Annotated in this window: 21 protein-coding genes; 8 read left to right on the top strand and 13 right to left on the bottom strand. The window is 67.5% G+C overall.

Annotation, left to right across the window (positions count from 1 at the left end; genetic code table 11):
• Window positions 1-130: 130 nt before the first annotated feature.
• Entirely contained in the window at window positions 131-649 is a 519-nt protein-coding gene (locus AC5P7X_RS01080; RefSeq protein WP_346607534.1) for a DNA-deoxyinosine glycosylase, read from the bottom strand.
• A gap of 186 nt (window positions 650-835) precedes the next feature.
• Between AC5P7X_RS01080 and AC5P7X_RS01075 the strand changes: the two genes are divergently transcribed.
• The 3 genes from AC5P7X_RS01075 (at window position 836) to glpK (ending at window position 4,796) form a co-directional block, all read left to right on the top strand.
• Window positions 836-1,471, top strand: a complete 636-nt coding sequence (locus AC5P7X_RS01075; protein WP_005419535.1) for an OmpW/AlkL family protein — start codon at window positions 836-838, stop codon at window positions 1,469-1,471.
• Between the two features lie 240 nt (window positions 1,472-1,711).
• Window positions 1,712-3,196: a glycerol-3-phosphate dehydrogenase gene (gene glpD / locus AC5P7X_RS01070; RefSeq protein ID WP_495214337.1), complete on the top strand. Its 1,485-nt coding sequence runs from the start codon at window positions 1,712-1,714 to the stop codon at window positions 3,194-3,196.
• Window positions 3,197-3,296: 100 nt separating this feature from the next.
• Entirely contained in the window at window positions 3,297-4,796 is a 1,500-nt protein-coding gene (gene glpK, locus AC5P7X_RS01065) for a glycerol kinase GlpK (protein ID WP_171958247.1), read from the top strand.
• A gap of 177 nt (window positions 4,797-4,973) precedes the next feature.
• Here the strand turns inward: glpK and AC5P7X_RS01060 are convergent, their stop codons facing one another.
• Together AC5P7X_RS01060 and AC5P7X_RS01055 are read right to left on the bottom strand one after the other, a co-directional pair.
• Window positions 4,974-5,768 carry a MetQ/NlpA family ABC transporter substrate-binding protein gene (locus tag AC5P7X_RS01060; RefSeq protein ID WP_053500668.1) on the bottom strand — a complete coding sequence of 265 codons (795 nt, stop codon included), beginning with the start codon at window positions 5,766-5,768 and terminating at the stop codon, window positions 4,974-4,976.
• A gap of 26 nt (window positions 5,769-5,794) precedes the next feature.
• A complete protein-coding gene (locus AC5P7X_RS01055) occupies window positions 5,795-6,766 on the bottom strand; it encodes a helix-turn-helix transcriptional regulator (protein ID WP_005419539.1) in 972 nt (323 codons plus the stop codon).
• Window positions 6,767-6,846: 80 nt separating this feature from the next.
• Between AC5P7X_RS01055 and AC5P7X_RS01050 the strand changes: the two genes are divergently transcribed.
• Complete coding sequence (locus AC5P7X_RS01050; RefSeq protein ID WP_069139700.1) at window positions 6,847-7,449, top strand: LolA-like protein; 603 nt, start codon at window positions 6,847-6,849, stop codon at window positions 7,447-7,449.
• A 106-nt stretch (window positions 7,450-7,555) separates the two neighbouring features.
• A complete protein-coding gene (locus AC5P7X_RS01045) occupies window positions 7,556-8,332 on the top strand; it encodes a DUF481 domain-containing protein (RefSeq protein WP_049413237.1) in 777 nt (258 codons plus the stop codon).
• A gap of 120 nt (window positions 8,333-8,452) precedes the next feature.
• Here AC5P7X_RS01045 and hemC read toward each other — a convergent pair whose 3' ends face one another.
• From hemC to mdoH, 5 genes are all read right to left on the bottom strand, one after another.
• Window positions 8,453-9,364 carry a hydroxymethylbilane synthase gene (gene hemC / locus AC5P7X_RS01040; RefSeq protein ID WP_053500673.1) on the bottom strand — a complete coding sequence of 304 codons (912 nt, stop codon included), beginning with the start codon at window positions 9,362-9,364 and terminating at the stop codon, window positions 8,453-8,455.
• Window positions 9,365-9,932: 568 nt separating this feature from the next.
• Window positions 9,933-10,664, bottom strand: a complete 732-nt coding sequence (locus tag AC5P7X_RS01035) for a LytR/AlgR family response regulator transcription factor (protein ID WP_053497027.1) — start codon at window positions 10,662-10,664, stop codon at window positions 9,933-9,935.
• Window positions 10,665-10,674: 10 nt separating this feature from the next.
• A complete protein-coding gene (locus AC5P7X_RS01030) occupies window positions 10,675-11,718 on the bottom strand; it encodes a sensor histidine kinase (protein WP_005419547.1) in 1,044 nt (347 codons plus the stop codon).
• A gap of 3 nt (window positions 11,719-11,721) precedes the next feature.
• Window positions 11,722-12,381: an alpha/beta hydrolase gene (locus AC5P7X_RS01025; RefSeq protein WP_495214335.1), complete on the bottom strand. Its 660-nt coding sequence runs from the start codon at window positions 12,379-12,381 to the stop codon at window positions 11,722-11,724.
• A 50-nt stretch (window positions 12,382-12,431) separates the two neighbouring features.
• Window positions 12,432-14,357: a glucans biosynthesis glucosyltransferase MdoH gene (mdoH, locus tag AC5P7X_RS01020; protein ID WP_053497026.1), complete on the bottom strand. Its 1,926-nt coding sequence runs from the start codon at window positions 14,355-14,357 to the stop codon at window positions 12,432-12,434.
• Window positions 14,358-14,853: 496 nt separating this feature from the next.
• Between mdoH and AC5P7X_RS01015 the strand changes: the two genes are divergently transcribed.
• Complete coding sequence (locus AC5P7X_RS01015) at window positions 14,854-16,887, top strand: TonB-dependent receptor domain-containing protein (RefSeq protein ID WP_053497024.1); 2,034 nt, start codon at window positions 14,854-14,856, stop codon at window positions 16,885-16,887.
• 60 nt (window positions 16,888-16,947) lie between these two features.
• Here AC5P7X_RS01015 and AC5P7X_RS01010 read toward each other — a convergent pair whose 3' ends face one another.
• The gene (locus AC5P7X_RS01010) at window positions 16,948-17,118 is read right to left on the bottom strand and encodes a hypothetical protein (RefSeq protein WP_005419553.1); all 171 of its coding nucleotides are present in this window, start codon (window positions 17,116-17,118) and stop codon (window positions 16,948-16,950) included.
• A gap of 214 nt (window positions 17,119-17,332) precedes the next feature.
• Between AC5P7X_RS01010 and AC5P7X_RS01005 the strand changes: the two genes are divergently transcribed.
• On the top strand, window positions 17,333-17,719 hold the full coding sequence (locus tag AC5P7X_RS01005; RefSeq protein ID WP_005419554.1) for a DUF2628 domain-containing protein: 387 nt from the start codon (window positions 17,333-17,335) through the stop codon (window positions 17,717-17,719).
• A gap of 77 nt (window positions 17,720-17,796) precedes the next feature.
• Here the strand turns inward: AC5P7X_RS01005 and AC5P7X_RS01000 are convergent, their stop codons facing one another.
• The 3 genes from AC5P7X_RS01000 to AC5P7X_RS00990 all read right to left on the bottom strand — a co-directional run bounded on the left by AC5P7X_RS01000 (window position 17,797) and on the right by AC5P7X_RS00990 (window position 22,439).
• Window positions 17,797-20,328, bottom strand: a complete 2,532-nt coding sequence (locus AC5P7X_RS01000; RefSeq protein WP_495214334.1) for a methyl-accepting chemotaxis protein — start codon at window positions 20,326-20,328, stop codon at window positions 17,797-17,799.
• A 207-nt stretch (window positions 20,329-20,535) separates the two neighbouring features.
• A complete protein-coding gene (locus AC5P7X_RS00995) occupies window positions 20,536-21,429 on the bottom strand; it encodes an NAD-dependent epimerase/dehydratase family protein (RefSeq protein ID WP_005419556.1) in 894 nt (297 codons plus the stop codon).
• A gap of 98 nt (window positions 21,430-21,527) precedes the next feature.
• Entirely contained in the window at window positions 21,528-22,439 is a 912-nt protein-coding gene (locus tag AC5P7X_RS00990) for a S41 family peptidase (protein WP_053497020.1), read from the bottom strand.
• 50 nt (window positions 22,440-22,489) lie between these two features.
• On the opposite strand from AC5P7X_RS00990, the gene AC5P7X_RS00985 reads away from it, so the two are divergent.
• A complete protein-coding gene (locus AC5P7X_RS00985; RefSeq protein WP_329842875.1) occupies window positions 22,490-22,954 on the top strand; it encodes a MarR family winged helix-turn-helix transcriptional regulator in 465 nt (154 codons plus the stop codon).
• A gap of 4 nt (window positions 22,955-22,958) precedes the next feature.
• Here AC5P7X_RS00985 and AC5P7X_RS00980 read toward each other — a convergent pair whose 3' ends face one another.
• Window positions 22,959-23,093 (bottom strand): hypothetical protein, encoded by a 135-nt coding sequence (locus tag AC5P7X_RS00980; protein ID WP_329842876.1) that lies wholly within the window; start codon window positions 23,091-23,093, stop codon window positions 22,959-22,961.
• Window positions 23,094-23,144 lie beyond the last annotated feature (51 nt).

Genomic DNA, 23,144 nt, shown 5'->3' with positions numbered 1-23,144 from the left:
ATTGTGCGGCCAGCGGGGTCCAGCGCCAACCGTTACAGGTGTTTTCAGTACGCACGCAGCCGGGACAGGCTGTTGCCCACGGGTCCCGGCCGCGACCAGTCGGTAGCGTATTGTCCGGACGATGTCCGCTTCATGTCGCCAGTGCGTCTGCAACCGGCTGCCAGGCCTGGCGCAGGCGCGGCAACGACCACGCCGCATTGGCCGGGCTGGTCGAGGGCAATGCAACCACCTGTGGCGGGGCCTCCAGCAGCTGCGGCAGCACCCAGCGCTGGAACGCCTGCCATGATGCAGCGCCATTGCAGCCGATCAGCTTCAGCTCAGGCAACGTGGCGATCAGTTCCGGCAGTGCATTGGCCACTTCCGTGCCACGCACGATGTCCGCGTCCAGGCTGCCTCGGCGCTCGCAGCGACCGATCACATCCCACAGACCGATGCCCGCGGCATTCAATGCCTGCAGCCGCGCGGCGTAGGCCAGATCCGCGTCGAAACCACAGATGTCGGCCATCAGCGGCCAGAAGCGGTTGCGCGGATGGGCGTAATAGCGTTGCTCCTGCAGGGACGCCACGCCCGGCATCGAGCCCAGCAGCAGCACCCTGCACTCCACGTTCACCTGCGCTTGCAGGCCAATGCACAACGTTGCTGTGCTCACATCTTCTCCAACTGCATGAATGTCCCCGAGCGCCAGAAACCCCATGAATACAGGCGTTCCGTACCCGTCGCTGAACAAGGAAAACTATTTTTTAACGTGCGTCGGATTCGATTCATGTTGGGGCGACTACGGTGTGCTCGCCCCGCAACCGGGGGCCCAAAACAAGAAACATTAGGAGATACCCCCATGCGCTCCATCCGTATCCTGAGTCTCGCCCTGCTGACCTCCGCCGCCTTCGCGCCGGCCGCTTTCGCCCAGGACAGCAGCAGCACCGACACCGCGTCGGGCAAGCATTTTGCCGTTGTTGGCGGCATCTCGCTGCTGGAACCGAAGAACGACCCGATCTCCGGCGTGAAGAAGACCGATGGTGGCCCGGCGCCGACCGTCAGCTTCAGCTACTACATCAACGACAACTGGGCCGTTGAACTGTGGGGCGCCGCTGACAAGTTCGACAACAAGTTCAAGGGCCCGAACAATGCCCGCCTGGGCTCGGTCGAGCAGCAGCCGGTCGCGCTGAGCGGCCAGTACCACTTCGGCCAGGCTGACAACGTGTTCCGTCCGTTCGTGGGCGTCGGCTACTACCAGTCGAGCTTCAGCAACGAGAAGCTGGGCAACGGCGCTGACACCGACATCCGCTTCAAGGATGCCAAGGGCGTGATCGGCACCGTCGGCGTCGACATGAACATCAACTCCACCTGGTTCGCCCGTGCTGACGCCCGCTACATGCGCGCCCGCCCGGACATCAAGGTTGGCGGCGAGAAGATCGGCGAAGCCAAGATGGATCCGTGGACCGTCGGCTTCGGCATCGGCGCCCGCTTCTGATCCAGGCTGCACCTGCTTCACTGATGCAACGCGACGGGCCCTTCGGGGCCCGTCGTCGTTTCCGTCACCGGCGTTCTGTAGAGTCGGGCCCATGCTCGACTGCCTTTTTGTAGAGTCGAGCCAAGCCCCCTATCCCGAGTCGAGCGGCGGGCTCCGCGCGCATTGCGATGCGTTACGTTCAATGGCGCCCACAGTCAATGGTGGCGCGGCTCGGCTACAGACACAGGACGCGGAGACACGATGGACGACGTCGACCTGCTGGTGATCGGTGGCGGCATCAACGGTGCCGGCATCGCCCGTGACGCCAGCGGCCGCGGCCTGCGCGTGCTGCTGTGCGAGCAGCACGACCTTGCCGCGCATACCTCCAGCGCCAGCAGCAAGCTGATCCACGGCGGCCTGCGCTACCTGGAACAGGGCGAGCTCGGGCTGGTGCGCAAGGCGCTGGGCGAACGCGAGGTGGTACGCCGGCAGGCGCCCCATCTGGTCCATCCATTGCGCTTTGTGCTGCCGTGGGAACCCCATCTGCGCCCACGCTGGATGCTACGCGCGGGACTGTGGCTGTATGACCACCTGGGCCGTCGCAGCCCGGCATTTCCCGCCTCGCGCGCCCTGGACCTTCAGCGCGATCCGCTCGGCCCCTGGCTTTCCCCGGATCTGCGGCAGGCCTTCAGCTACGCCGACGCGCAGGTCGATGACGCGCGACTGGTGCTGCTCAACGCCCTGGATGCCGCGCAGCGGGGCGCACAGGTGCGTGTGCGCAGCCGCTGCATCGACCTGCAGCCCTTGCCGGGCCGGTGGCAGGCGGTGCTGGAATCCGCTGATGGCCAGCAGCAGGTGACCGCGCGCGCCGTCGCCAATGCGGCAGGGCCGTGGGCCGGCGGCCTGCTGGAACGGATGGAGGCACGCAGTGGCGGCCCCGCGCTGCGGCTGGTACAAGGCAGCCACATCGTCCTGCGCCGGCCCTGGCCCGATGACAGCGCGTGCCTGCTGCAGCACCCCGATGGACGCGTGGTGTTCCTGTTGCCCTTCGCCCACGACCACCTGCTGGTTGGCACCACCGACACCGACTATCGCGGCGACCCGGCGCGCTGCAGCGTGCTGCCTTCAGAGGTGGCGTACCTGTGCGAAGCGGCCAACCGCTACCTGCATGAACCCATCGCGCCGGAAGATGTGGTCTGGCAGTTCGCCGGTGTCCGCCCGCTGCTGGCTGATCCCGATCCGCGCGCGGCAAGACTCAGCCGCGATTACCGCCTGCAGCTGCAGGTGGACCCGGCACCGGCGCTGCATGTGCTGGGCGGCAAGCTGACCACCTACCGGGTGCTGGCCGAGGAAGCGCTGGAGCTGCTGCGGCCCGCCCTGCCGCAGATGGGAGCGGCGTGGACAGCACACGGGGACCCGCTGCCAGGCAGCGACTGGGGCGACGCCGCGCAGGCGGGCGCGCATCTGCAGGTATCGGCACCCTGGTTGCCCGCAGGTATCGCGCGACGCTGGGCCGGGGCCTATGGCAGTCGAAGCGCGGAACTGCTGCAGGGTGTACGGGGCCTGCACGATCTTGGCGAGGCGTTTGGCGGCGGCCTGCATGCCCGGGAAGTGGCCTTTCTACGCGAGCATGAGTGGGCGCGCACTGCCGAGGACGTGCTGTGGCGAAGGAGCAAGCTGGGGTTGCGGCTGGACGCTGCGCAGGTGACACGGCTGCAGGCGTGGATCGAACACTCCTCTCTGTAGAGCCGAGCCATGCTCGGCTGCGTTGTGCAAATGCAGCCGAGCATGGCTCGGCTCTACAGAGAAAGGTAAGTTACCCTGACTGCTCTACCGGAGACGCTGCATGACGCCCCGCTACGTGCTGGCCATCGACCAGGGCACCACCAGTTCGCGCGCGATCCTGTTCGACCGTGCCGGCGACATCATCGGCAGCGCGCAGCGCGAGTTCGCGCAGATCTTCCCGCAACCCGGATGGGTCGAGCATGACCCGCGCGAGATCCTCACCAGCGTCTATGCCACGCTGACCGAACTGCTCAGTCGCGGGCAGATCGACCCGCGCCATATCGCCGCACTGGGCATCACCAACCAGCGCGAAACCACCGTGGTCTGGGACCGTGCCACCGGCCAGCCGATCCACAACGCCATCGTCTGGCAATCGCGGCAGAGCCACGCCATCTGTGAACGACTGAAGTCCGAAGGCCATGAAGCGCTGATCCGCGAGCGGACCGGCCTGCTGATCGATGCCTATTTCTCTGCGACCAAGGTGCGCTGGATCCTCGACCACGTGGAAGGTGCGCAGCAGCGCGCCGAACGTGGCGAGCTGCTGTTTGGCACCATCGACACCTGGTTGGTGTGGAACCTCAGCGGTGGCCAGGCGCATGTGACCGACTACAGCAACGCGGCGCGCACGCTGTTGTTCAACATCCACACGCTGGACTGGGATGACGATCTGCTGGCCCTGCTCGACATCCCGCGCGCGATGCTGCCGCAGGTGCGCGACTCCAGTGCGGTGTACGCACACACCCGGCCGCAGTTCTTCTTCGACCACCCGATCCCGATCGCCGGCATCGCCGGTGACCAGCAGGCGGCACTGTTCGGCCAGGCCTGTTTCCAGCCGGGCATGGTCAAGAACACCTATGGCACCGGTTGCTTCATGTTGATGCATACCGGTGCGCAGGCGGTGCGGTCGCGCAACGGCCTGCTGACCACCATTGCCTGGGGCCTGGACGGGCGCGTGGAGTATGCGCTGGAAGGGTCGATCTTCATCGCCGGCTCGGTGGTGCAGTGGCTGCGCGACGGACTGCGCATGATCGAACGCGCCAGCGACAGCCAGGCACTGGCCGCGCAGGTGCCCGACAGCGGCGGCGCCTATCTGGTGCCGGCGTTTGTCGGCCTGGGTGCGCCCTATTGGCGCAGTGATGTGCGCGGTGCGATGTTTGGCTTGACCCGTGGCACGGGCAAGGCGCATTTCGTGCGCGCCGCGCTGGAAGCGATGGCCTACCAGACGCGCGACGTGCTCGATGCCATGCAGTCCGATGCGGGCATCGCACTGACCGAGCTGCGCGCTGATGGCGGTGCGATCGGCAACGACTTCCTGGCCGGCTTCCAGGCAGACATCCTCGGAGTGCCGCTGCTGCGGCCGCGGTTGACCGAAACCACCGCGCTCGGTGCGGCCTATCTGGCCGGCCTGGCCGTCGGGTTCTGGTCCAGCCGCGAACAGATCGCTGCACAGTGGGGCCTGGACCGGCGCTTCGAGCCACAGATGGAGGTGTCGCGGCGCGAGAAGCTGTATGCGGGATGGCAGCAGGCAGTTGCCGCCACCCTCGCCTTCCACGTCGATTGAAACTGCAATGCCCTGCCCTGCTGCGGCACGTGGAGTGACACGGAAGAGCCGAGCGATGCTCGGCTGCCGTTGGTGAAATGCCGGAAACAGCAGAGCCGAGCGTGGGCTCGGCTCTACAGGGCAGGCAGTGTCGACCAAGGTCGACACCCACCATTCAAATCAACAGATCAGCCGCAATCAGAACGCCGGCAGCACCGCGCCCTTGTACTTGCTCTCGATGAAGGCCTTCACCTGCGGGCTGGTCAGGGCCTTGGCCAGCTTCTGCACACGGGCGTCGTCCTTGTTGTCCGGGCGCGCGACCAGGAAGTTCACGTACGGCGAATCCTTGCTCTCGATCGCCAGCGCATCCTTGGTCGGGTTGAGGCCGGCGTCCAGCGCATAGTTGGTGTTGATCAGGGCCAGATCGACCTGGTCCAGCACGCGCGGCAGCATCGCCGAGTCCAGCTCGCGGAACTTCAGGTTCTTCGGGTTGGCGGTGATGTCACGCTGGGTCGACAGCGCGTTGGCCGGGTCCTTCAGCTCGATCACGCCGGCCTTGTGCAGCAGGATCAGCGCGCGGCTGTTGTTGCTCGGATCGTTCGGGATCACCACGTCGGCACCGTCGCGCAGCTCGGCCAGCGACTTGACCTTGCGCGAGTACGCACCGAATGGCTCGATGTGCACGCCGATCACCTTCACCAGGTCGGTCTTGCGGTCGCGGTTGTAGGCATCCAGGTACGGCTCGGTCTGGAAGTAGTTGGCGTCCACCTGCTTCTGCACCAGCTGGTCGTTGGGCTGCACGTAGTCGTTGAATACGCGCACGTCCAGGTCCACGCCTTCCTGCTTGAGGATCGGCTTGACCACCTCGAGGATCTCGGCATGCGGCACGGCCGTGGCGGCCACCACCAGCTTCTGCGAGGGCTCGCCGGACTTGCCGCAGGCGGTCAGGGCCAGCGCAGCGGCGAGCAGGGACAGCAACAGGGTCTTCTTCATGGGGGACGGGGTTCTCGGGGGGAGTGTCAGGATTTTTCGTAGTTGCTCAGGGCCAGCTCAAGCAGCGCCTTGGCCTGCTCGCGCAGCATGATCGGCTCGATGATCTCGGCATCCGAACCATAGTGCAGCACGTCCATCAGCAACTCTCGCGAGACGCTGTACGGCACCTTCAGTTCGTAGCGGCCATCGGCCAGGAAACGACCCTGCTGCTTGGAATGCCAGTGCTCGTCGGCCACCCAGCGCGCAGCCTTGGCGCTGAACAGGATGGTCGCCCAGCCCTTCGGCGCACCCGAAAAAATGCCATAGCTGGCGCCGAGCTGCTCGTCCAGCTCGCTGTCGGCGACATCGCGGGCGGCACTGTCGATTACCCGTGCCTTGTGGATGCGGTCCACCGCGAAACTGCGCAGCGCCTCGCGGTCATGGTCCCAGGCATCCAGGTACCAGTTGTCGCGATAATGGGTCAGGCGCTGCGGCGAGACGGTGCGCTTGGTCGGCTCGTCGGTGGAGCGGGCGCGGTACTCGAACGCCAGCTGACGGCGCTCCAGCACCGCCGAGGCCACGCTGCGGAAGCTGCCTTCATCGAACTTGCGGCCACGGTGCGGAATCACCCGCACGCGGTCGACCGGCCAGCTGGAGACACCGGCCTGGGCTGCCAACAGGCTCTCGATGCGCTGCTGCAGCGGGGCCAGCACTGACGACAACACGCCGCCGCCGGTACGCGCCAGCAGGTGCTGCGAGGCCAGCAGGGCATGCAGCTCCTCCGAGCTGAGCCACAGGCCGGGCAGCTCGAAGCGATCGCTCTCGTCGGCCTGGTAGCGGAAGCCGGCCTCGCCGTCGCCCTCGATCGGTGCCATCAGCGCATCGCGCAGGAAGGCCAGGTCGCGGTAGACGGTGGCACGGGAACAACCGAGCTTGTCCTGCAGGGTCGCCACCGTCACCGGATAGCGCGCGGACTTGAGCAGACGATGCAGGGCGGTGATGCGTTCGTATCGGTCCATACCCCCGATTATGTCCGAGTCGCGGGTCTTGTGTGGGACGTTTGGGCTATCGTGGTCGCCCCCACCCCATGGAATGCCCGATGCGCCGGTTGCCTGCCCTGTCCCTGCTGGCCTGCCTGCTGCTGGCCGCCTGCGATCGCGCGCCGGCGCCGGCGGGCACCGAGGCCCCGGTACCCGCCGCCGATCCGGCACAGGCGGTGCTGGGCGCCAGCCAGCGTTTCGCCGCCCTGCGCAGCTTCCACGCCGAACTGGAAGTGCTGGGCGCGCCGCAGCGGGTACGCAGCGCCATGGACTTCGTTGCACCCGACCGTTTCCGGGTGGAGACCCCGGCCGGGCCGCAAACCATCATCGGCGACACCCTGTTCCTGCAGGCCGACGGTGCGATCCGCCAGGTGCCGGCCCCGCCCGGCCTGCTCGAGCAGTGGCGCAACCCGCTGCCGGCCGACGCCCTGCCCGCCGACCTGAAGGCCGAAGATCTCGGCAGCCAGGCGCTGGACGGGGTCGAGACCCGTCACTACCGGCTGCGCGGCAACCAGCCCGGCGAACGCCTGGAGTACTGGGTGGATGCCCAGGGCCTGCCACGCCAGATCGTGCGCAGCGGCAGCAGCAATGGCCGCAGCTTCCAGCTGCGCCTGCGCTATTCGCGCTTCAACGACCCCGCATTGCGTGTCGATCTGCCCTGAATAGGCGATCGCGGCAACGTTCGCTGAAGCACGCTTTGGATCGATTCGGACCGCCATCACGCTTCCAGTATCATCACCGGCTGTTAACCGTTCCGGAGAAGCCTCGATGTCCCTGCGCGTGTCCCTGCTGATCCCCCTGCTGCTGTGTGCGCCGCTCGCATACGCGCAGGATGCCTCCGAACTGGCGGCGATGTCCTCGCCGTGGAGTGGCAGCGGCGGCGAGCTCGGCTTTGCCTCGGCACGCGGCAACAGCAGCACCGAGAGCTTCAACGGCCGCCTGCGCCTGCGCTACACCGACGGCGACTGGGTGCACAGCATGGACCTGTTCGGCCTGCGCTCCAGCTCCAAGGTGACCGAGACCAACGACGACGGCACCACCACCCGCCGCAGCAACACCACCGCCAACCGCTACACCGGCAGTGCGGGCAGCGCGCTGCAGCTGGGCGAGCACCGCCAGCTGACCGCCACGGTGCGTACCGAGCGCGACGACTTCGCCACCTACGACCGCCAGAGCTCGTTCGGTCTGGGCTACGGCACCCGCCTGTGGAACACCGAGCGCTTCTCGTTCGACGCGCAGATCGGCCCCGGCGTGCGCCGTACGCACAGCACCGAGGATGACCGCACCCGTACCGGCATGATCGGCCGTGGCCTGTTCGACCTGAAGTACTCGCTGACCGACAACACCGACCTGGTGAACACGCTGCTGGTCGAGTCCGGTTCGTACAACACCTTCGGCCAGAACGACTTCGGTGTCTCGGTGAGCATGAACGAGCACCTGGCGCTGAAGGCCGGCTGGCAGGCGCGTTACAACAGCGACGTCGCTGTCGACAAGCGCAAGACCGATACGCTGACCACGATGAACGTGGTCTACAAGTTCAAATAAGCAGAACGGGTGCCCAGGGCGCCCGTTCTTCATTTCGGTAGTGCCGGCCGCTGGCCGGCAACAGCGTTCAATCGGCGGCATGAGGTTGCCGGCCAGCGGCCGGCACTTACCTGCGGTGCCTCAGACGTTCAGCAGTTCGCCAGCACCAGCGTCCAGCAGCAGCTTCGCCACCCGCTGGCCCAGCGCTTCCGGATCACGGGCCGGGCCCACCGCTTCGGCACGCACGGCGCGGCCATCACTGGCGCTGCCGACCAGGCCCTGCAGGTGCAGGTCGTCGCCCTGCCACTGCGCGATCGCCGCCACCGGCACGTGGCAGCTGCCATGCAGCGCGCGGTTCATGGCCCGCTCGGCTTCCACGCAGGCGCGCGTGGCGGCGTCATCAAGCGTGGCGAACAGCGCCATCAGGCGCGTGTTGCCTCCGTCGCACTCTACCGCCACCGCGCCCTGCGCCGGCGCCGGCAACCACTGCGGCGGTTGCAGGCGCGCGACGATGCGCTCGCCCAGGCCCAGGCGCTCGAGGCCGGCCACCGCCAGCACGATGGCGTCGTAGCCACCGTTGTCGAGCTTGGCCAGGCGGGTGTTGACGTTGCCACGCAGGTCCAGCAGCTCCAGGTCCGGGCGCAGCGCGCGCAGCTGGGCCTGGCGGCGCAGCGACGAGGTGCCGACCCGCGCGCCGATCGGCAGCGCGTCCAGCGAGGCGTACAGGTTGGAGACGAAACCATCGGCCGGGTCGTGCCGGGTCAGCATCGCCGGCAGCGCGAAGGGCGCGTCCAGTTCCATCGGCACATCCTTCAGCGAGTGCACGGCGCAGTCGGCCTCACCCCGCAGCATGGCCAGCTCCAGTTCCTTCAGGAACAGGCCCTTGCCACCGATGGCGGCCAGCGAGCGGTCCAGCACCTCGTCACCGCGGGTGCTCATCGGCACCAGTTCCACGTGCAGGCCGGGGTGGGCCTGGCGCAGGCGGTCGGCGACGTGTTCGCTCTGCCAGAGGGCGAGCGGGCTCTTGCGGGTAGCGATGCGGACAGTTTCCATACGGTCATTATCGCGCCTTCGGCGCGGATACGGCCAACGGCGGAGCCCCTCGTGGCTGGCTGGGGGGCGTGAAAGCAACCGCCGTGCTTGGCCGGGCGGGATGGACTGCGCAGGGGCCGCTGCAAGTACGTCCATGTAAGCTCGGTCGCCGCATCCATGCGGCTCACGCCCCTGCGCAGCCCATCCCGCCCGAGCTCTGACAGTTTCCGTGTGCGCCAGCCACGGAAGATCAAAAGAAAAGAGCAGAAGCAAAAGCAACAGCCGACGGCTTCCGGGGTCAGATCCCTTTTCCGCAGGAAAAGGGATCTGACCCCTCTTCCCCCCTCGATAACAACAATGCCTTTGCCGTCCGTCACCGGGAAATTCGCGAGGGTGAGGCGGGATGGGCGGGCGGGACCGTTGGCGCCATGGATGGCGCCATCGAGCCCCCATGGATGGGTTTACGGCGTGTCCCGCCCGCCCATCCCGCCTCACCCAACACGCAACAACACAGAGCCGACAACCCGCTGTTGCTGTTGCTGTTGCTGTTGATTTCACAGCAGTCGCGGCCGCAGGCCGCGCGGACCACTCACAGATGCCGCAGTTCCTGCTTCAGCGTCGCCACGCACCGGCGGCTGACTTCCAGCGGCTGCTTGCCATGCCGCAACACCGCCTGCACCTGCCCGCCCGAGCCCCGACGCAGCTCCACCAGCTCGTGGCGCGCCACCAGGCAGTTGCGATGGATGCGGATGAAACGGCTGGCGAACTCCTCTTCCAGCGACTTCAGCGATTCCTCGATCAGGTCCTCGCCGCGCGCGTGGTGCACCACCACGTACTTCTCCTCGGCCTGCAGGTAGTGGATATCGTCCAGCGGAATCAGGCGCAGGCTGCCGCGCAGGCGTGCGCACAGCACGCTGCGTGCCTGCTGCCCGCTGTGCTCCTGCGGCCGGCCATCGCGGCCGGCCAGGAACGTGCGCGCACGTGCGATCGCCGCCGCCAACCGTTCGGCACGCACTGGCTTCATCAGGTAGTCGATCGCTGCGGCCTCGAACGCCGACAGCGCATGCGCATCGTAGGCGGTGCAGAACACCACCGCTGGCCGGGGTTCGAAGCTGGCCAGGTGGCGGGCCGCTTCCAGGCCATCCAGCCCGGGCATCGCGATATCCAGCAGGACCAGGTCCGGCTGCAGCTCCGCGCACGCGTGCAGGGCCTGCTCACCGTTGCCGGCCTCGGCCACCACGTCCACGCCGTCCTGTGCCGCCAACAGGCTGCGCAGGCGCTCGCGCGCCAGCGGTTCGTCGTCGGCGATGACTACCCTCACGATCGTTCCCTCACTGGATCGGCACTGTCACCTGGCAGGCATAGTAGCCCTCGCTCCAGCCAGCCGTCATCCGCGCGGTGCTGCCGAAGCGCCAGGCCAGCCGATGGCCGATGCTGTGCTGGGCATGGCCGGCGCCGCGTGCCAGCGCCAGCCCCGGCGCCTGCGGATCGGGTGCCGGGTTGCGTACGCGGATCTGCAGTTCATTGCCCTCGCGCGCCAGCTGCAGTTCGATGGTGCCGCCGTCGGGCAGGCGCGAGATGCCATGCAGCACGGCATTTTCCACCAGCGGCTGCAGTACCAGTCTTGGCAAGGGCAGGTCCCATGGCAGCGGCTCGTCGCGCTGCCAACGCACCTGCAGGCGTTCACCCAGGCGCAGCGATTCGATCGACAGGTAGCGCTCGGCCAGCTCGCATTCGTCGCGAAGGGTGGAATCGCCCTCGCCCGCCCCCAGCGCGGCACGGAACAGATCGGACAGGTCCAGCACCGCGCGCTCGGCGACTGCCGGGTCACGATGCAGCAGGCTGGCGATCAGGTTCATGCTGTTGAACAGGAAATGCGGGCGGATACGCGCCTGCAGCGCGTCGGCCTGCGCGCGCGCGTTGGCCTGCACCTGCGCGGCCCAGCGATCGCTTACGTAGAAGTAGCGCAGCGCCAGCGCGGCGATCAGCGCCGTGGTTGCCGCGCTGCCGAGGGTGAAACGCCAGAAGCTGATGCCGCTGGCGAAGCTGTCGCCCAGCACCGCGTACAGCGCGTGCACGATGCCGGCGCAGACCACCGCGATCAGGGTTGCCAGCACGGTCGCCGCAATGGCGCCCAGCACCGGCGGCAGCCGCGACAGGGTCTGCCGCAGCAGGCACAGGCTGGCGGTCACCGCCAGCGCCAGCCACAGCGCGAATCCGCTGGCCGACAGCAGTTCGCCGAAGGTCCAGTGACGGCTGCCGTCCGGCGCCAGCGCCAGTACCACCACCACCAGCTCGGCCAGGCCGAGCATCGCCGCCAGCCGTGGCAGGCGGCACAGTTCCGGCATCCACGGCGGTGTGCTGGCCGGCGACATGGCTCAGGCGGCGCCCAGGCGTTCCTGCAGCCAGTCACCCAGTGCCTGGATCTCCTCGGCACAGACCTGGTGGGCTATCGGGTAACTGTGCCACGCCACATCCAGGCCCAGCGTACGCAGCGCCTGCGCGCTGTGCGCTGCGACGGCCTGCGGGATCACCGGGTCGCCACTGCCATGGGCCATGAACACCGGCACCTGCACCGCGCCGTCAACACGCGTGGCGCTGTCGGCTTCGGGCAGATAGGTGGACAGCGCGATCAGGCCGGCCAGCGGCGCGGTACGCGAGAGCGCGGCCGTCAGGATGATCGCCCCACCCTGCGAGAAGCCTGCCAGGAAGATCTTCTCCGGCGCGATGCCGCGCTCGATCTCGCGCGCGATCAGTGCGTCCAGCTGCACCACCGATTCCTGCACGCCGGCCATGTCGGCGCGCGAACGGAAGTCCATGCCCACGATGTCGTACCAGCCGCGCATCGGCACGCCGTTGTTGATCGTGATCGGCCGCACGGGTGCGTGCGGGAACACGAAGCGCAGCGCCGGCCAGTGCGGCCGCACCAGTTCCGGCACGATCGGCGCGAAATCATGGCCGTCGGCGCCGAGGCCGTGCAACCAGATCACCGACCACTGCGGCGAGGCGCCGGTTTCCTGTTCCACCGTTTGCAGCATGATGCGGCTCCTTCAAGTTCGAGCCGCATTATGCCGCTGGCGCGGGGCAATCAGTACAGCGGCGGTTGCGCGGCCGCTTCCCGCCGCAGCTGCGCGGCGCGTACCAGCACCGGTGGCGGGATGTTCTCTTCGGGGATATCGAGCAGGCCGAGGCGATGCAGGAACGCACCGGGGCCGCGCGAGGAGGTCAGCGCCACCACCGGAACGGCCAGAACCATGCCGATCACCACCGGCGCCATCCAGGCCGCCAGCGACGGCGATACCGCCCAGGCCAGCACGCCCATGAAGGCGCCGAACACACCCAGGCCACCGTAGCCACGGATCAACGCCATCCACGAGATGCCGCCGTCGTCACGCTGCTGCGCGTCCCAGCCGGAATCGCGCCCGGACAACACTTCGGCCACGCCGCGTGACTGCACGTACATCACCACCGGCGCCATCAGCGCGGCGAGCACGGTTTCCACCAGCATCGATACGAAGGCACGGATCGGACCGCCACAACCGCGGCGGTCGACCGGGTCCAGCAGCATTGCCAGGTAGCCGAGCACCTTGGGCAGCAGCAGCACCGCCATGGTGGCGGCGAACAGGCGCACCACCTGCTCTTCATCCTGCGCGCGCCAGTACACGCTGGGCGACAGGTGCAGCAGGGCGTTGAAATCGATGCCTTCCTGGAACAGCGGGATGGCGATGCCGATCAGCATCAGCATCGCCCACATCGGTGCGGTGAAATAGTGGCCGATGCCGATCAGCATGTGCGTGCGGCTGATCCAGTGCAGCCCGCGGCTGCCGACCACCTTGCCGTGCTGCAGGTTGCCCTGGCACCAGCGACGGTCGCGCACCAGCAGGTCGGTCAGCGTCGGCGGGCCTTCCTCGTAACTGCCACCGAGGTAGGGCACCATGTGCGCGGCCCAGCCGCCACGACGCATCAGCGCCGCTTCGACGAAATCGTGGCTGAGCACATGGCCGCCGAACGGCTTGCGCCCCGGCAGCGCCGGCAGGCCGGCGTGGTCGGCGAAGGCGCGGGTGCGAATGATGGCGTTGTGGCCCCAGTAGTTGCTCTCGGCGCCGTGCCACCAGGCCACGCCGCGGGCGATCACCGGCCCGTACACGCGGCCACCGAACTGCTGCATGCGCGCGAACAGGGTGCGGCCGCCGATCACCGACGGCAGGGTCTGGATCAGTCCGACGTCGGCGTTGTGTTCCATGCCGGCCACCAGGCGCACGATGCTGTCGCCGGTCATCAGGCTGTCGGCGTCAAGGATCAGCATCTGCGGGTAGGCACCGCCGAAGCGGCGGACCCAGTCGGCGATGTTGCCGGCCTTGCGCCCGCTGTTGTCACCACGGCGACGATAGAACAGGCGCGTCTGCCCCTCCGGCACACGCTCGCGCAGCTCGGCGAACACCTGTTCCTCGGCAGCGGCGATGTCCTCGCGGCGGGTGTCGCTGAGCACGAAGAAGTCGAAGCGGTCGAGCTGGCCGGTGGCCGCCACCGACTCGTAGATCGCCTGCAGGCCCGCCAGCAGGCGGCGCGGGTCTTCGTTGTAGGTCGGCATCAACAGCGCAGTACGGCTGTGCACGGCCGGCAACGGCTTGTCCGGGTCGATGCCCAGGCGATAGCCCCGGTCGAACACCGCGGTCAGGAAGCCGGCCAGGGCGCTGGCAAAGGAGAGCGCGATCCAGGCAAACAGGCCGACGAACAGCACCAGCAGGCAGGCTTCGAGCACGCTGATGCCATTGGCCGACAGCACCCGCCACATCATCCGCGTAGCCACGGCGGTCATGCCGAGCGTGCCACCAAACAGGTACAGCCGGCGCAGGCCGATCAGGCGCGGCGAGGTGCGATGCCGCCGGACCTTCAGTGCGCCTTCGCGCAGGGTCTGTTCGGGCATCGGCAATGGCGATTCAGCGGGCAGCAGCGCCCAGCCGGCATCGAGCCGGGGCGTTCCTGCTTCCGCATGGATGGTCTGCACCCCCATCGTCGCTTACTCCGCGCCGTCGGCACGGCCGGCCATCCCGGCCGGGCTGCATGCACCAAGGTTCCCGGCGCGCTTTCCCGGCGCCCGCACTTGTCCTGGCTGTGTCGGCCTCACGCCGCACAGTCGATGTCTGTCACTACCGGAACCCACACGATCTCCAACGGGGCGGAATCGAAAATGCGGCCCAGTCTAGGGCCCAGAATGTAAGCCGGGTGCGAAGGTCTACACCGGGATTTGTCCCCATTCAGCAAATAGCAGGCGATCACGCCAGGGCATGGCCAGATGTCACTGCATCGCCCCCGGTACTGGATCGTAACAAACGCGAACGGTTATCATTTAATCAACCAGGCAGGTCACCGTCTTCCGCGCGGCCGCGACCCACCCAGCTGCGCCGGTCCAGACCGCGCACCCGACGACCCACGGAAGGGGCGGCTGCCTGCTGTCTGCCTGCGCCTGCTGCTTCCACCGGGTCACCCCACCTCCCATGGAAGCCGTCATGTCCCTGTCGTCCCGTTCCCGTTCCGCGCGCCTGCCGCGCACCCGCCTGGCCACCGCCTGCCTGCTGGCCCTGCCCGGCCTGGCCGCCGCAGAGGCCGCCGCCGATGCCTCCACCAAGGACCTGGATACCGTGGTGGTCACGGCTTCAGGCAGCCAGCAGTGGATCAAGGATGCCCCGGCCAGCATCAGCGTGGTCAGTCGTGAGGACATCGAGCGCCAGCCGGTACCGGATCTGGCCGCCCTGCTCAGCCGCGTACCGGGCGTGACCGGCGGCCTCAGCGCCGTCGGCGAGCAGTCCAAGATCAAGCTGCGTGGCATGCCGTCCAACTACACGCTGGTGCTGGTGGACGGCAAGCGCATGGGCAGCTCGGCCTCGACCAACTATCGCCCCGACCTCGGCCGCCAGGACCTGAACTGGATCTCGCCGGACCAGATCGAGCGCATCGAAGTGGTGCGCGGGCCGATGTCGTCGCTGTATGGCTCCGATGCGATGGGCGGGGTGATCAACATCATCACCCGGCGCATCGGCGACGAATGGAACGGCAGCGCCACCCACAGCTACACCCGCCCGGCTGACGGCAAGCGCGGCGATACCCAGCAGATCGGCGCCACGTTCTCCGGGCCGCTGGGCGAACGCTTCGGCCTGCGCATCGGTGCCAACAGCATGCGCCGCGATTCGGACCGCTCCAACGGCGGTGTCTCCGGCAATGCCTACGCGGGCGAAAAGGACCGCAATGTCGATGCGCTGCTGCAGTGGAAGCTGAGCGACGCACAGGAACTGTCGCTGGAAGCCGGGCACGGCGTGCAGCAGGCCTTCATCGATGCGTCGCTGGAAAAGCAGGACGAAGGTGCCTGGGGTGCCAGTGAGCTCAAGCGCAGCTCGCTGGCGCTCAACCACGATGGCAAGTGGCGCTTCGGCAATTCGAAGATCAGTGCGTACTGGACCGAGTACAGGAACGACATCGGTGCTGCCGGCCGTTCCGAAGCCACCGATACGATCATCGAGGGCAGCCTGACCACGCCGTTCACCCTCGGCGTTGAACACCAGTTCGCCGTAGGCGGCCAATGGAAGCGGCAGGAGCTGACCAACACCGACACCATCGGCCGCGCGCCGATCGACTATGCCGGCAACGCGGTCAGCGGCTCCACTCTGGACGTGGACACCTGGGCGCTGTTTGCCGAGGACGAGCTGAAACTGCACCGCACCCTGGCCCTGACCGTGGGCGCGCGCCTGGACCATCACGAGCAGTTCGGCGGCCACGTCAGCCCGCGTGCGTACCTGGTCTGGCACCCTGCCGAACAGTGGACGATCCGCGGTGGCGTCTCCAAGGGCTTCCGTGCGCCCAGCCTGACCGAGAACTCGGCCAGTGCCGCTACCCAGTCCGGGGGCCGCGGCTGCACCTCGCTGATTCCGCTGGGCTACACCCGTGGCGGGTGCTACATGGCCGGCAACCCGGACCTGGATCCGGAGACCAGCACCAACCGCGAGATCGGCATCAGCTTCGACAATGACCTGATCGATGTCGGCGTGACCTATTTCCACACCGACTTCCGGAACAAGATCGAGTACGCACCGCTGGGCCGGTTCAACGGCATCTGGTGGACGCGCATGAGCAACGTACAGCGCGCGCGCACCCGCGGCATGGAAGGCAACCTCAACGTCCGCTTCGGCGAGCAGTGGCGCTGGCGCACCTCGGCGACCTGGATGAAGGAAGCCAGGAACCTGACCACCGGCCGCAACCTGATCGATACGCCGGAGTTCTCCGGCTATTCGTCGCTGGACTGGGCGCCCAGCACGGTGTTTTCCGGCAGCCTGTCGGCGCAGTACACCGGCAGGCAGACCGGCACCGCCACGACCTTCCTCAAGGCCTATACGCTGTATGACCTGACCGCGGCATGGAACGTCAACGAAGTGCTGACCCTGCGCGGTGGCGTCAGCAACCTGGCCGACAAGAAGCTGTATGCGGAAGGCTCCACCGACTACTTCGTCGCCGGGCGCAGCTACTTCCTGAGCATGACCGCGCGGTTCTGACCGGCGGCACGCGCCGTGATCGCGCTGGCGACATGCCAGCGCGATCGACGGTGTTGCGGGTTACTCGCTTTCCAGCGCGGCCGGTGCCGCATCCCGCGTGGCGGCCGTGCGCGCACGGTCCATCGCCACCGCCAGTTGCTGGCGTGCGAGCAGTTGTTGTGCCTGCACCACTTCAGGTGTCGGCAGGAGCACCGGTCCCGGTGCGTTTTCCGGTGTAGCAGGTGTGGTCATGCAACCTCCATGGACATCCCGCCGCCGCACGGGTTCAGCCGGTGCGGCAGCGGAACTGCGCACCCTATCCTAAAAACAAGGCGGGCGGGTGACGGCGCGGCGCTTGGCCGCAGGCGCGCGAACAAGGCAGGCGTCACATTCTTGACGCTAGCGCTTGGATCCTGAATAGGACTTGTCCTATCATGAAAACGTTTTCTCACAGGGATGTATCCCAATGAATACCACTGACCTGTCCCAGTTCAGCCCGAAGTGGCAGTTCCGCTTCAACTTCTTCCGCCAGCACGGCGCCCCCAAGAACCCCGGCTTCAAGCAGGCCTGGAAGGCACTGTCCTTTGGTGACCGCCTGAAGATCAACCTGAACTTCTTCGCGTTGTTCTTCGGTGCCATCTACCTGCTGATTCTCGGCATGTGGCGCAAGGCACTGGTGGTGATCGGCATCAACATCGCGCTGGCCATCGTCACCATGTTCCTGCCGGATGTCGTCGGGCGCATGCTGTTCATCGCCATGAACCTGCTGGTCGCCTCCAGCACCAACTACAGCTACTACCTGGAGAAGGTGGAAGGACGCGCCAGCTGGAACCCGTTTGAAGGAATGTTCTGAGCCATCAGACCTGCGCAGGATGCGCGGCAAGGATGCAACCGACGCCCGGCACCCGCTGGGCGTCTTCGTTTCCGGCATCAGGCCGCGCGGCGGGCCATGCCCTCCGGCTCGGCCTGCAGGCGGAAGCGCGACACCGCCACCGCCAGCTGCTCGGCCTGCTCCTCCATCGCACGGGCGGCGGCACTGGCTTCCTCCACCAGCGCGGCGTTCTGCTGAGTGGTTTCGTCCATTTGCACCACGGTCTGGTTGACCTGCTCGATGCCGGCCGACTGTTCGCGCGACGCGGCCGAGATCTCGGCCATGATTTCGTTGACCCGGCCGACCTGACCGACGATGTCCTGCATGGTGCGCCCCGCACCGTGCACCAGCTGCGCACCGGCACCGACCTGGGCCACCGAGGCGTCGATCAGCTCCTTGATCTCCTTTGCAGCACCCGCCGAGCGCTGTGCCAGCGCCCGCACTTCACTGGCCACCACTGCGAAGCCACGGCCCTGTTCACCGGCGCGCGCCGCTTCCACTGCCGCGTTCAACGCCAGGATGTTGGTCTGGAACGCGATGCCATCGATCACGGAGATGATCTCGGCGATACGCTGCGAAGACGCCTCGATCTGCTCCATGGTGTGCACCACCTGGCTGACCACCTGGCCGCCTTCGCTGGCCACGCCCGCTGCGGAACCGGCCAGCGTGTTTGCTTGCAGCGCATGGTCGGCATTCTGGCGCACGGTGGAGGTCAGTTCTTCCATCGACGCGGCGGTTTCTTCCAGGTTGGCGGCCTGCTGTTCGGTGCGGCGCGACAGGTCGCTGTTGCCGGCGGCGATCTCACCGGCGGCCAGGCGGATGCTGGCCGCCGACTGCTGGATCTGGCCGACGATCTGGGTCAGCTGCTGCACGGTGCTGTTGGCATCGTCGCGCATCACCGCAAACACGCCGTGGAAGTCGCCCTGCATGCGGGCACTGAGGTCACCGGCGGCGATCGCGCGCAGCAGCGTCGACAGTGCCGCCAGGTTGTGGTCGCTGACCTGCATCATTGTGTTCAGCGTCTCCACCATGCGGCGGAAATCATGGTCGAAGCGCAGTGCATCACCGCGCACGGCGAAGTCACCGGCGGCGGCGGCGGCGGCCAGCTGCTGGATCTGCTCGTTGATCGCAGCCAGGTTGCGTTTGGTGGTGGCCATCGCAGCGGTGAACACCGCCTTCTCGCCCGGCAGTGCTTCCATGTCCACGCTGAGGTCGCCAACGGCATAGCGCTGCATCACTTCAACCAGGCGCTGGGTGACCGCATTGCTGGAGGCCACCAGCTGGTTGCTGTCGGCCACCATGCGGCCGTACTCGCCCGGGAAGGCCGCAGCATCCATGCGATAGCTGAGTTCACCGGCATCGTGGCGGCGCGCCATTTCGGCCTGCGCAGCCATCACCGACTGCAACTGCCCACGCATGCCCTGCATCGCGTCCAGCAGGCGCCCCACTTCGTCGTTGCTGCGCGCCGGCAGCGTGCTGTCCAGCTTGCCGGCGGCGACATCACCGGCCACGCGCACCGCTTCGGCCAACGGGCGGATCGCCAAGCGGCGCAGCAGCACGTAGACACCGGCACTGAGAGTCAGCGCGGCGATCACGCCGACCAGCAGGGTCAGCCACAGCAGCTGGCGTGCCTCAGACACGATCACCGCATGCGGCATCACCACGCCCAGCGCGAAGCGTTGCGGGGCGTCGCCCACGCGCAGCGGCACATACACGCGTACATTGCCGGCCGCATCGGGGCTGAAGGCCTCGAACGGACGGTCGGCGGCGATGTCGGCCAGCATGGTGCGGGTCAGGGCATCGTTGCGCGGCTTGCCGATCTCGGCGGCATTGGCCGAGGCCAGCACCACGCCCTTCGGCGACAGCAGTTCGACGCGGCCAGCCCCCATCGGCTTCAGCGTTGCCAGGTGCTTCTGCAGCGCTGCCAGCGAGAAGTCGACGGTGAATACACCGAGGAACCTGTCGTTCTCGATGATCGGCGTGCTCAACGTGCTCATCAACACCTGCTGCCCGGCGATGTCATAGGCATAGGGTTCGCTGACCTTGGGCAACTTGTCGCGGCTGGGCACCATGTACCAGTCACCGGAACCGCTGGCAGTCTCGGTGTAGTCGGTCATCACCGACTGCTGCGGTTTGCCGTCGTGCCAGGCCCAATAGCTCATGTAGCGGCCGGTGGCATCGTGTGCTTCGGTATTGACGAACTCCGCATCCTTGCCGTCGAAGGCGTCGGCCTCCCACATGGTGCTCTTGCCCAGCCATTGAGGATGAGCACGCAGCTGTTCGCCGAGCACCGCCGCCAGGCTGGCGCGGTCGGGTATGTCACCACGGGCACGCTGGGCCAGCACGGCCTCGACCATGGCGTCATTGCTGGCGAAAGCGGTGCCCAGATCAGCCGCCACCTGGCGCGCCTCGGCGTTGGCCTCGCTGGTCATGGTCTGGCGCGAGGCGCTGATCAGACTGGCGCTGGCCTGTCGGTAGATCAGGAACGCGGTCAGGCCGAAGCACAGCAGCGCGATCACGGCGGTGCCCAGCATCAACTTGTGGGCGATGCTGCCTGGGCGTTGGGCAGTGGCAGAGCGGGAAGAAGGCATGGGAGGGTCCGCAAGGCAGTTCAGGACGACCGGCACCACGAGGGCACCGCGCAGGCGCGCGATCCGTCGCGCAGGCCACCGGCCGCCGGGGCGCGCCCGGCGCTGGAAGCGCACTGGGTTAGCGGCCGCCCGCCAGCGAGGTTGAGGCGGGCGGCCTGCACATTCCTGAATCCGCTCAGGCTCGGCTCAGCGCCCCCCGCGATGCCCTCACTCGGCCACGCGGTCCTTGATCCACTGTGCCCGCGGCAGTACCTCGATGCTGCCGACGGCATACTGCTGCAGCACGTCGTCCGGCCCGAAGCACGGTTGCCAGCCCAGCTCGCTGCGCAGGCGGGCACTGTCGTAGACACGGTCGATGCTCAATGGCAGCGGCCAACCACGGCGTTCGAACTCGGCCAGCAGCTGCGGCGCGCGACGGGCCAGCACGCTGCGCGGGTGCGTGGCCAGCTCCAGGCAGTCCTCGCGCCGGAACGGCGTCGGCGCACAGGCGAGGTAGCGCGCGAACGGGGCGCCTTCGTCGAGCAGCAGTGCAGCATGTGCGCTGGCCACATCGCGGGCGTCGATGCCGCGATGCAGGCGGAACATCGCCATCCGTTCGGGCGGTTCCGGGAAACACCGGCCCATGCGCAGCACGCGAACGCTGAAGCCCGGCGTGGCGGCGGCTTCGGCCAGGGTCTCTGCCTGCAGCTTGGTTCGGTGGTAGATCGTGCGCGGCAGCGGCTCGGTGTCTTCGTCGATCCAACGGCAGCCACCGGCCACCACGGCATGGCCATACAACGCAGTGGTGCTGGTCAGCACGAAGCGCCGTGCTCCTGCTTCGCGTGCAGCCTGCAGCAGGTGTGCGGTGGCCTCCACGTTGATCTGCTGGAACACCGCATCCGGCACCAGGCCGACATGCGGGGCATGCAGGGCCGCGGTATGGATGACCGCATCCATGCCCTGCACCGCGCGCGCGACGGCCTGCCGATCGCTGACATCGGCGATGATGCGCGTGGTGGCAAACGGACTGCGGTCCAGCCCCACCACTTCGTGGGCGGCCGCCAACGCACCGAAGATCGCGCGCCCGATGCGGCCGGAACTGCCGGTCAACAGAATCTTCATTGAGTCCATTCACTCGAAGCGCCCGGGAACTACCGGGATGCTTCGATTCTAGGCATGCAATCGCGCATCCGCGATAGGACAACCATGCAATCGTGCGTTCATCTTGACGACTTCGCAGGCGCCAGCAGTTGCCGCGCGATGAACAGCGGATCGTCGCCGCCGGCCACATCGGGCCTCACGCCAGTACGTTCCCAGTTTCCACCGGTACGCAGATTGATGGGTTGCCGGTCGGGAATACTGATCTGATAGCCATCGGGCAGCAGCACAGGATCACCAAACATATGCGCGGCACCGCCACTGCGCGTGCCGACAATCCGCGCGCGGCCCAGTGCCTGCAGCGAATAGGCGACGAACTCGGCCGCCGAACCGGTGCGGCGGTCGATCAGCACCACCAGCGGTTTCAGGTACGCAGGCAGGCTGGCAGGCGGCAGCGGTACCGGCGTGCGCCGGCCGCGCTGGTCCAGCTGCTGCACCGCGTCGATCTTCGCGTCCAGCAGCGTGCGTACCAGCAGGTCGGCACTTGCATCGTCGCCGCCCCCGTTCTGGCGCAGATCCAGCACCAGGCCATCGGTGTCGGCCAGCAGGGAAAGGGCCGCAGCGAACTTCGGGCGCGCCAGATCCAGCGGATAGAAGGTACTCAGGCGCAGGTAGCCAATGTTGCCCTCCATCACCCGCACCTCGCGCACGCCGGCACCATTGCTGCGGGCATCGGCGCGCCAGGCCATCAACCAATCGTCCTGGCCGGCCGCTGCGTCCACGCGTTCAACGTGGAAGTGGCCATCGAACATGTCCAGGTCCTGGTTCAGGCGTGCGCTGAACGCAACCGGATCCGAACAGCTGTCCGCATAGCGCTGCTGCACCGACCAGGTGCGCAGGGCATCGGCGATACGGGCGCCGGCCGCCTCGTCAAGGTACTGCGCCTGCACGGCGGTGGCCGCCGCGCGCAGCACTCCGTCCTGCGCCGGGCAGGCCGCTGCCAGCAACGCAGCGAGCATCCAGGACACGGCCATCAACCACCTCCGCGTTGAAGATATATAAGCACTTATATATCATCCTGGTCATGGATCTCCAACACGCCACGCTCGGCACGTTGCTGCGCGCCCTGCTCGACCAGCTGGACCCGGCGGTCGAGCAGGCCTACCGGGACCTGCAACTGGACTACCGGCCCCGCTACACGCCGGTGCTGCGCACGCTGATGGCGCAGGGCCCCTGCCGGATCAAGGACCTGGCATCGGCCTGCGGGCTCAGCCATTCGGCGCTCAGCCAGACCGCGGCGGCGATGGTGCGCGATGGTTGGCTGCACGCGTCCAGCGGCGACGACGGACGTGAACGCATCCTGCAGTTGAGCCCCCGCGCACAGCGCGCGATGCCTGCGCTGCAGGCGCAATGGCAGGCCACCGCGCGTGCGGCGCGCAGCCTCGATACCGATCTGGGGCAGCCGCTGGAGCAGGTACTGCGCGACGCCCTTGCAGCGCTCGCACAGCGGCCCTTCGCGCAGCGCCTGCAGGACGCCCGCCGGCCCTGAAGCCTTACTGCTCTGCGGCCATTTCGATTTCGCTGAGGAAGGTCCAGCCGCCGTTGCCCAAGCGCAGCTCCAGCGTGCGGCACTGCGCGGCCAAAGGGGCTGTATTGCCGAGCACGTACTCCTCTTCGGTCGAGCCCATCACGCCGGCCTGGGTGAAGGATGCAGTTCGTCCTAGCCACGCAGGGCGGCG

Source organism: Stenotrophomonas sp. YJH_SMC_53, assembly GCF_059369995.1.
This window is presented reverse-complemented; position numbering and strand designations above follow the sequence as displayed.

Excerpts from the sequence above, each read along its gene's own strand:
- AC5P7X_RS01005 (WP_005419554.1), top strand. The coding sequence starts at position 17,333 with ATGAATACCACTGACCTGTCCCAGTTCAGCCCGAAGTGGCAGTTCCGC.
- AC5P7X_RS00990 (WP_053497020.1), bottom strand. The coding sequence starts at position 22,439 with ATGGCCGTGTCCTGGATGCTCGCTGCGTTGCTGGCAGCGGCCTGCCCG.
- AC5P7X_RS00995 (WP_005419556.1), bottom strand. The coding sequence starts at position 21,429 with ATGAAGATTCTGTTGACCGGCAGTTCCGGCCGCATCGGGCGCGCGATC.
- AC5P7X_RS01015 (WP_053497024.1), top strand. The coding sequence starts at position 14,854 with ATGTCCCTGTCGTCCCGTTCCCGTTCCGCGCGCCTGCCGCGCACCCGC.
- AC5P7X_RS01075 (WP_005419535.1), top strand. The coding sequence starts at position 836 with ATGCGCTCCATCCGTATCCTGAGTCTCGCCCTGCTGACCTCCGCCGCC.
- AC5P7X_RS00985 (WP_329842875.1), top strand. The coding sequence starts at position 22,490 with ATGGATCTCCAACACGCCACGCTCGGCACGTTGCTGCGCGCCCTGCTC.
- mdoH (WP_053497026.1), bottom strand. The coding sequence starts at position 14,357 with ATGGGGGTGCAGACCATCCATGCGGAAGCAGGAACGCCCCGGCTCGAT.
- AC5P7X_RS01050 (WP_069139700.1), top strand. The coding sequence starts at position 6,847 with ATGCGCCGGTTGCCTGCCCTGTCCCTGCTGGCCTGCCTGCTGCTGGCC.
- AC5P7X_RS01010 (WP_005419553.1), bottom strand. The coding sequence starts at position 17,118 with ATGACCACACCTGCTACACCGGAAAACGCACCGGGACCGGTGCTCCTG.
- AC5P7X_RS01030 (WP_005419547.1), bottom strand. The coding sequence starts at position 11,718 with ATGTCGCCGGCCAGCACACCGCCGTGGATGCCGGAACTGTGCCGCCTG.
- AC5P7X_RS01025 (WP_495214335.1), bottom strand. The coding sequence starts at position 12,381 with ATGCTGCAAACGGTGGAACAGGAAACCGGCGCCTCGCCGCAGTGGTCG.
- glpK (WP_171958247.1), top strand. The coding sequence starts at position 3,297 with ATGACGCCCCGCTACGTGCTGGCCATCGACCAGGGCACCACCAGTTCG.
- AC5P7X_RS01055 (WP_005419539.1), bottom strand. The coding sequence starts at position 6,766 with ATGGACCGATACGAACGCATCACCGCCCTGCATCGTCTGCTCAAGTCC.
- AC5P7X_RS01045 (WP_049413237.1), top strand. The coding sequence starts at position 7,556 with ATGTCCCTGCGCGTGTCCCTGCTGATCCCCCTGCTGCTGTGTGCGCCG.
- AC5P7X_RS00980 (WP_329842876.1), bottom strand. The coding sequence starts at position 23,093 with ATGGGCTCGACCGAAGAGGAGTACGTGCTCGGCAATACAGCCCCTTTG.
- hemC (WP_053500673.1), bottom strand. The coding sequence starts at position 9,364 with ATGGAAACTGTCCGCATCGCTACCCGCAAGAGCCCGCTCGCCCTCTGG.
- AC5P7X_RS01000 (WP_495214334.1), bottom strand. The coding sequence starts at position 20,328 with ATGCCTTCTTCCCGCTCTGCCACTGCCCAACGCCCAGGCAGCATCGCC.
- AC5P7X_RS01060 (WP_053500668.1), bottom strand. The coding sequence starts at position 5,768 with ATGAAGAAGACCCTGTTGCTGTCCCTGCTCGCCGCTGCGCTGGCCCTG.
- glpD (WP_495214337.1), top strand. The coding sequence starts at position 1,712 with ATGGACGACGTCGACCTGCTGGTGATCGGTGGCGGCATCAACGGTGCC.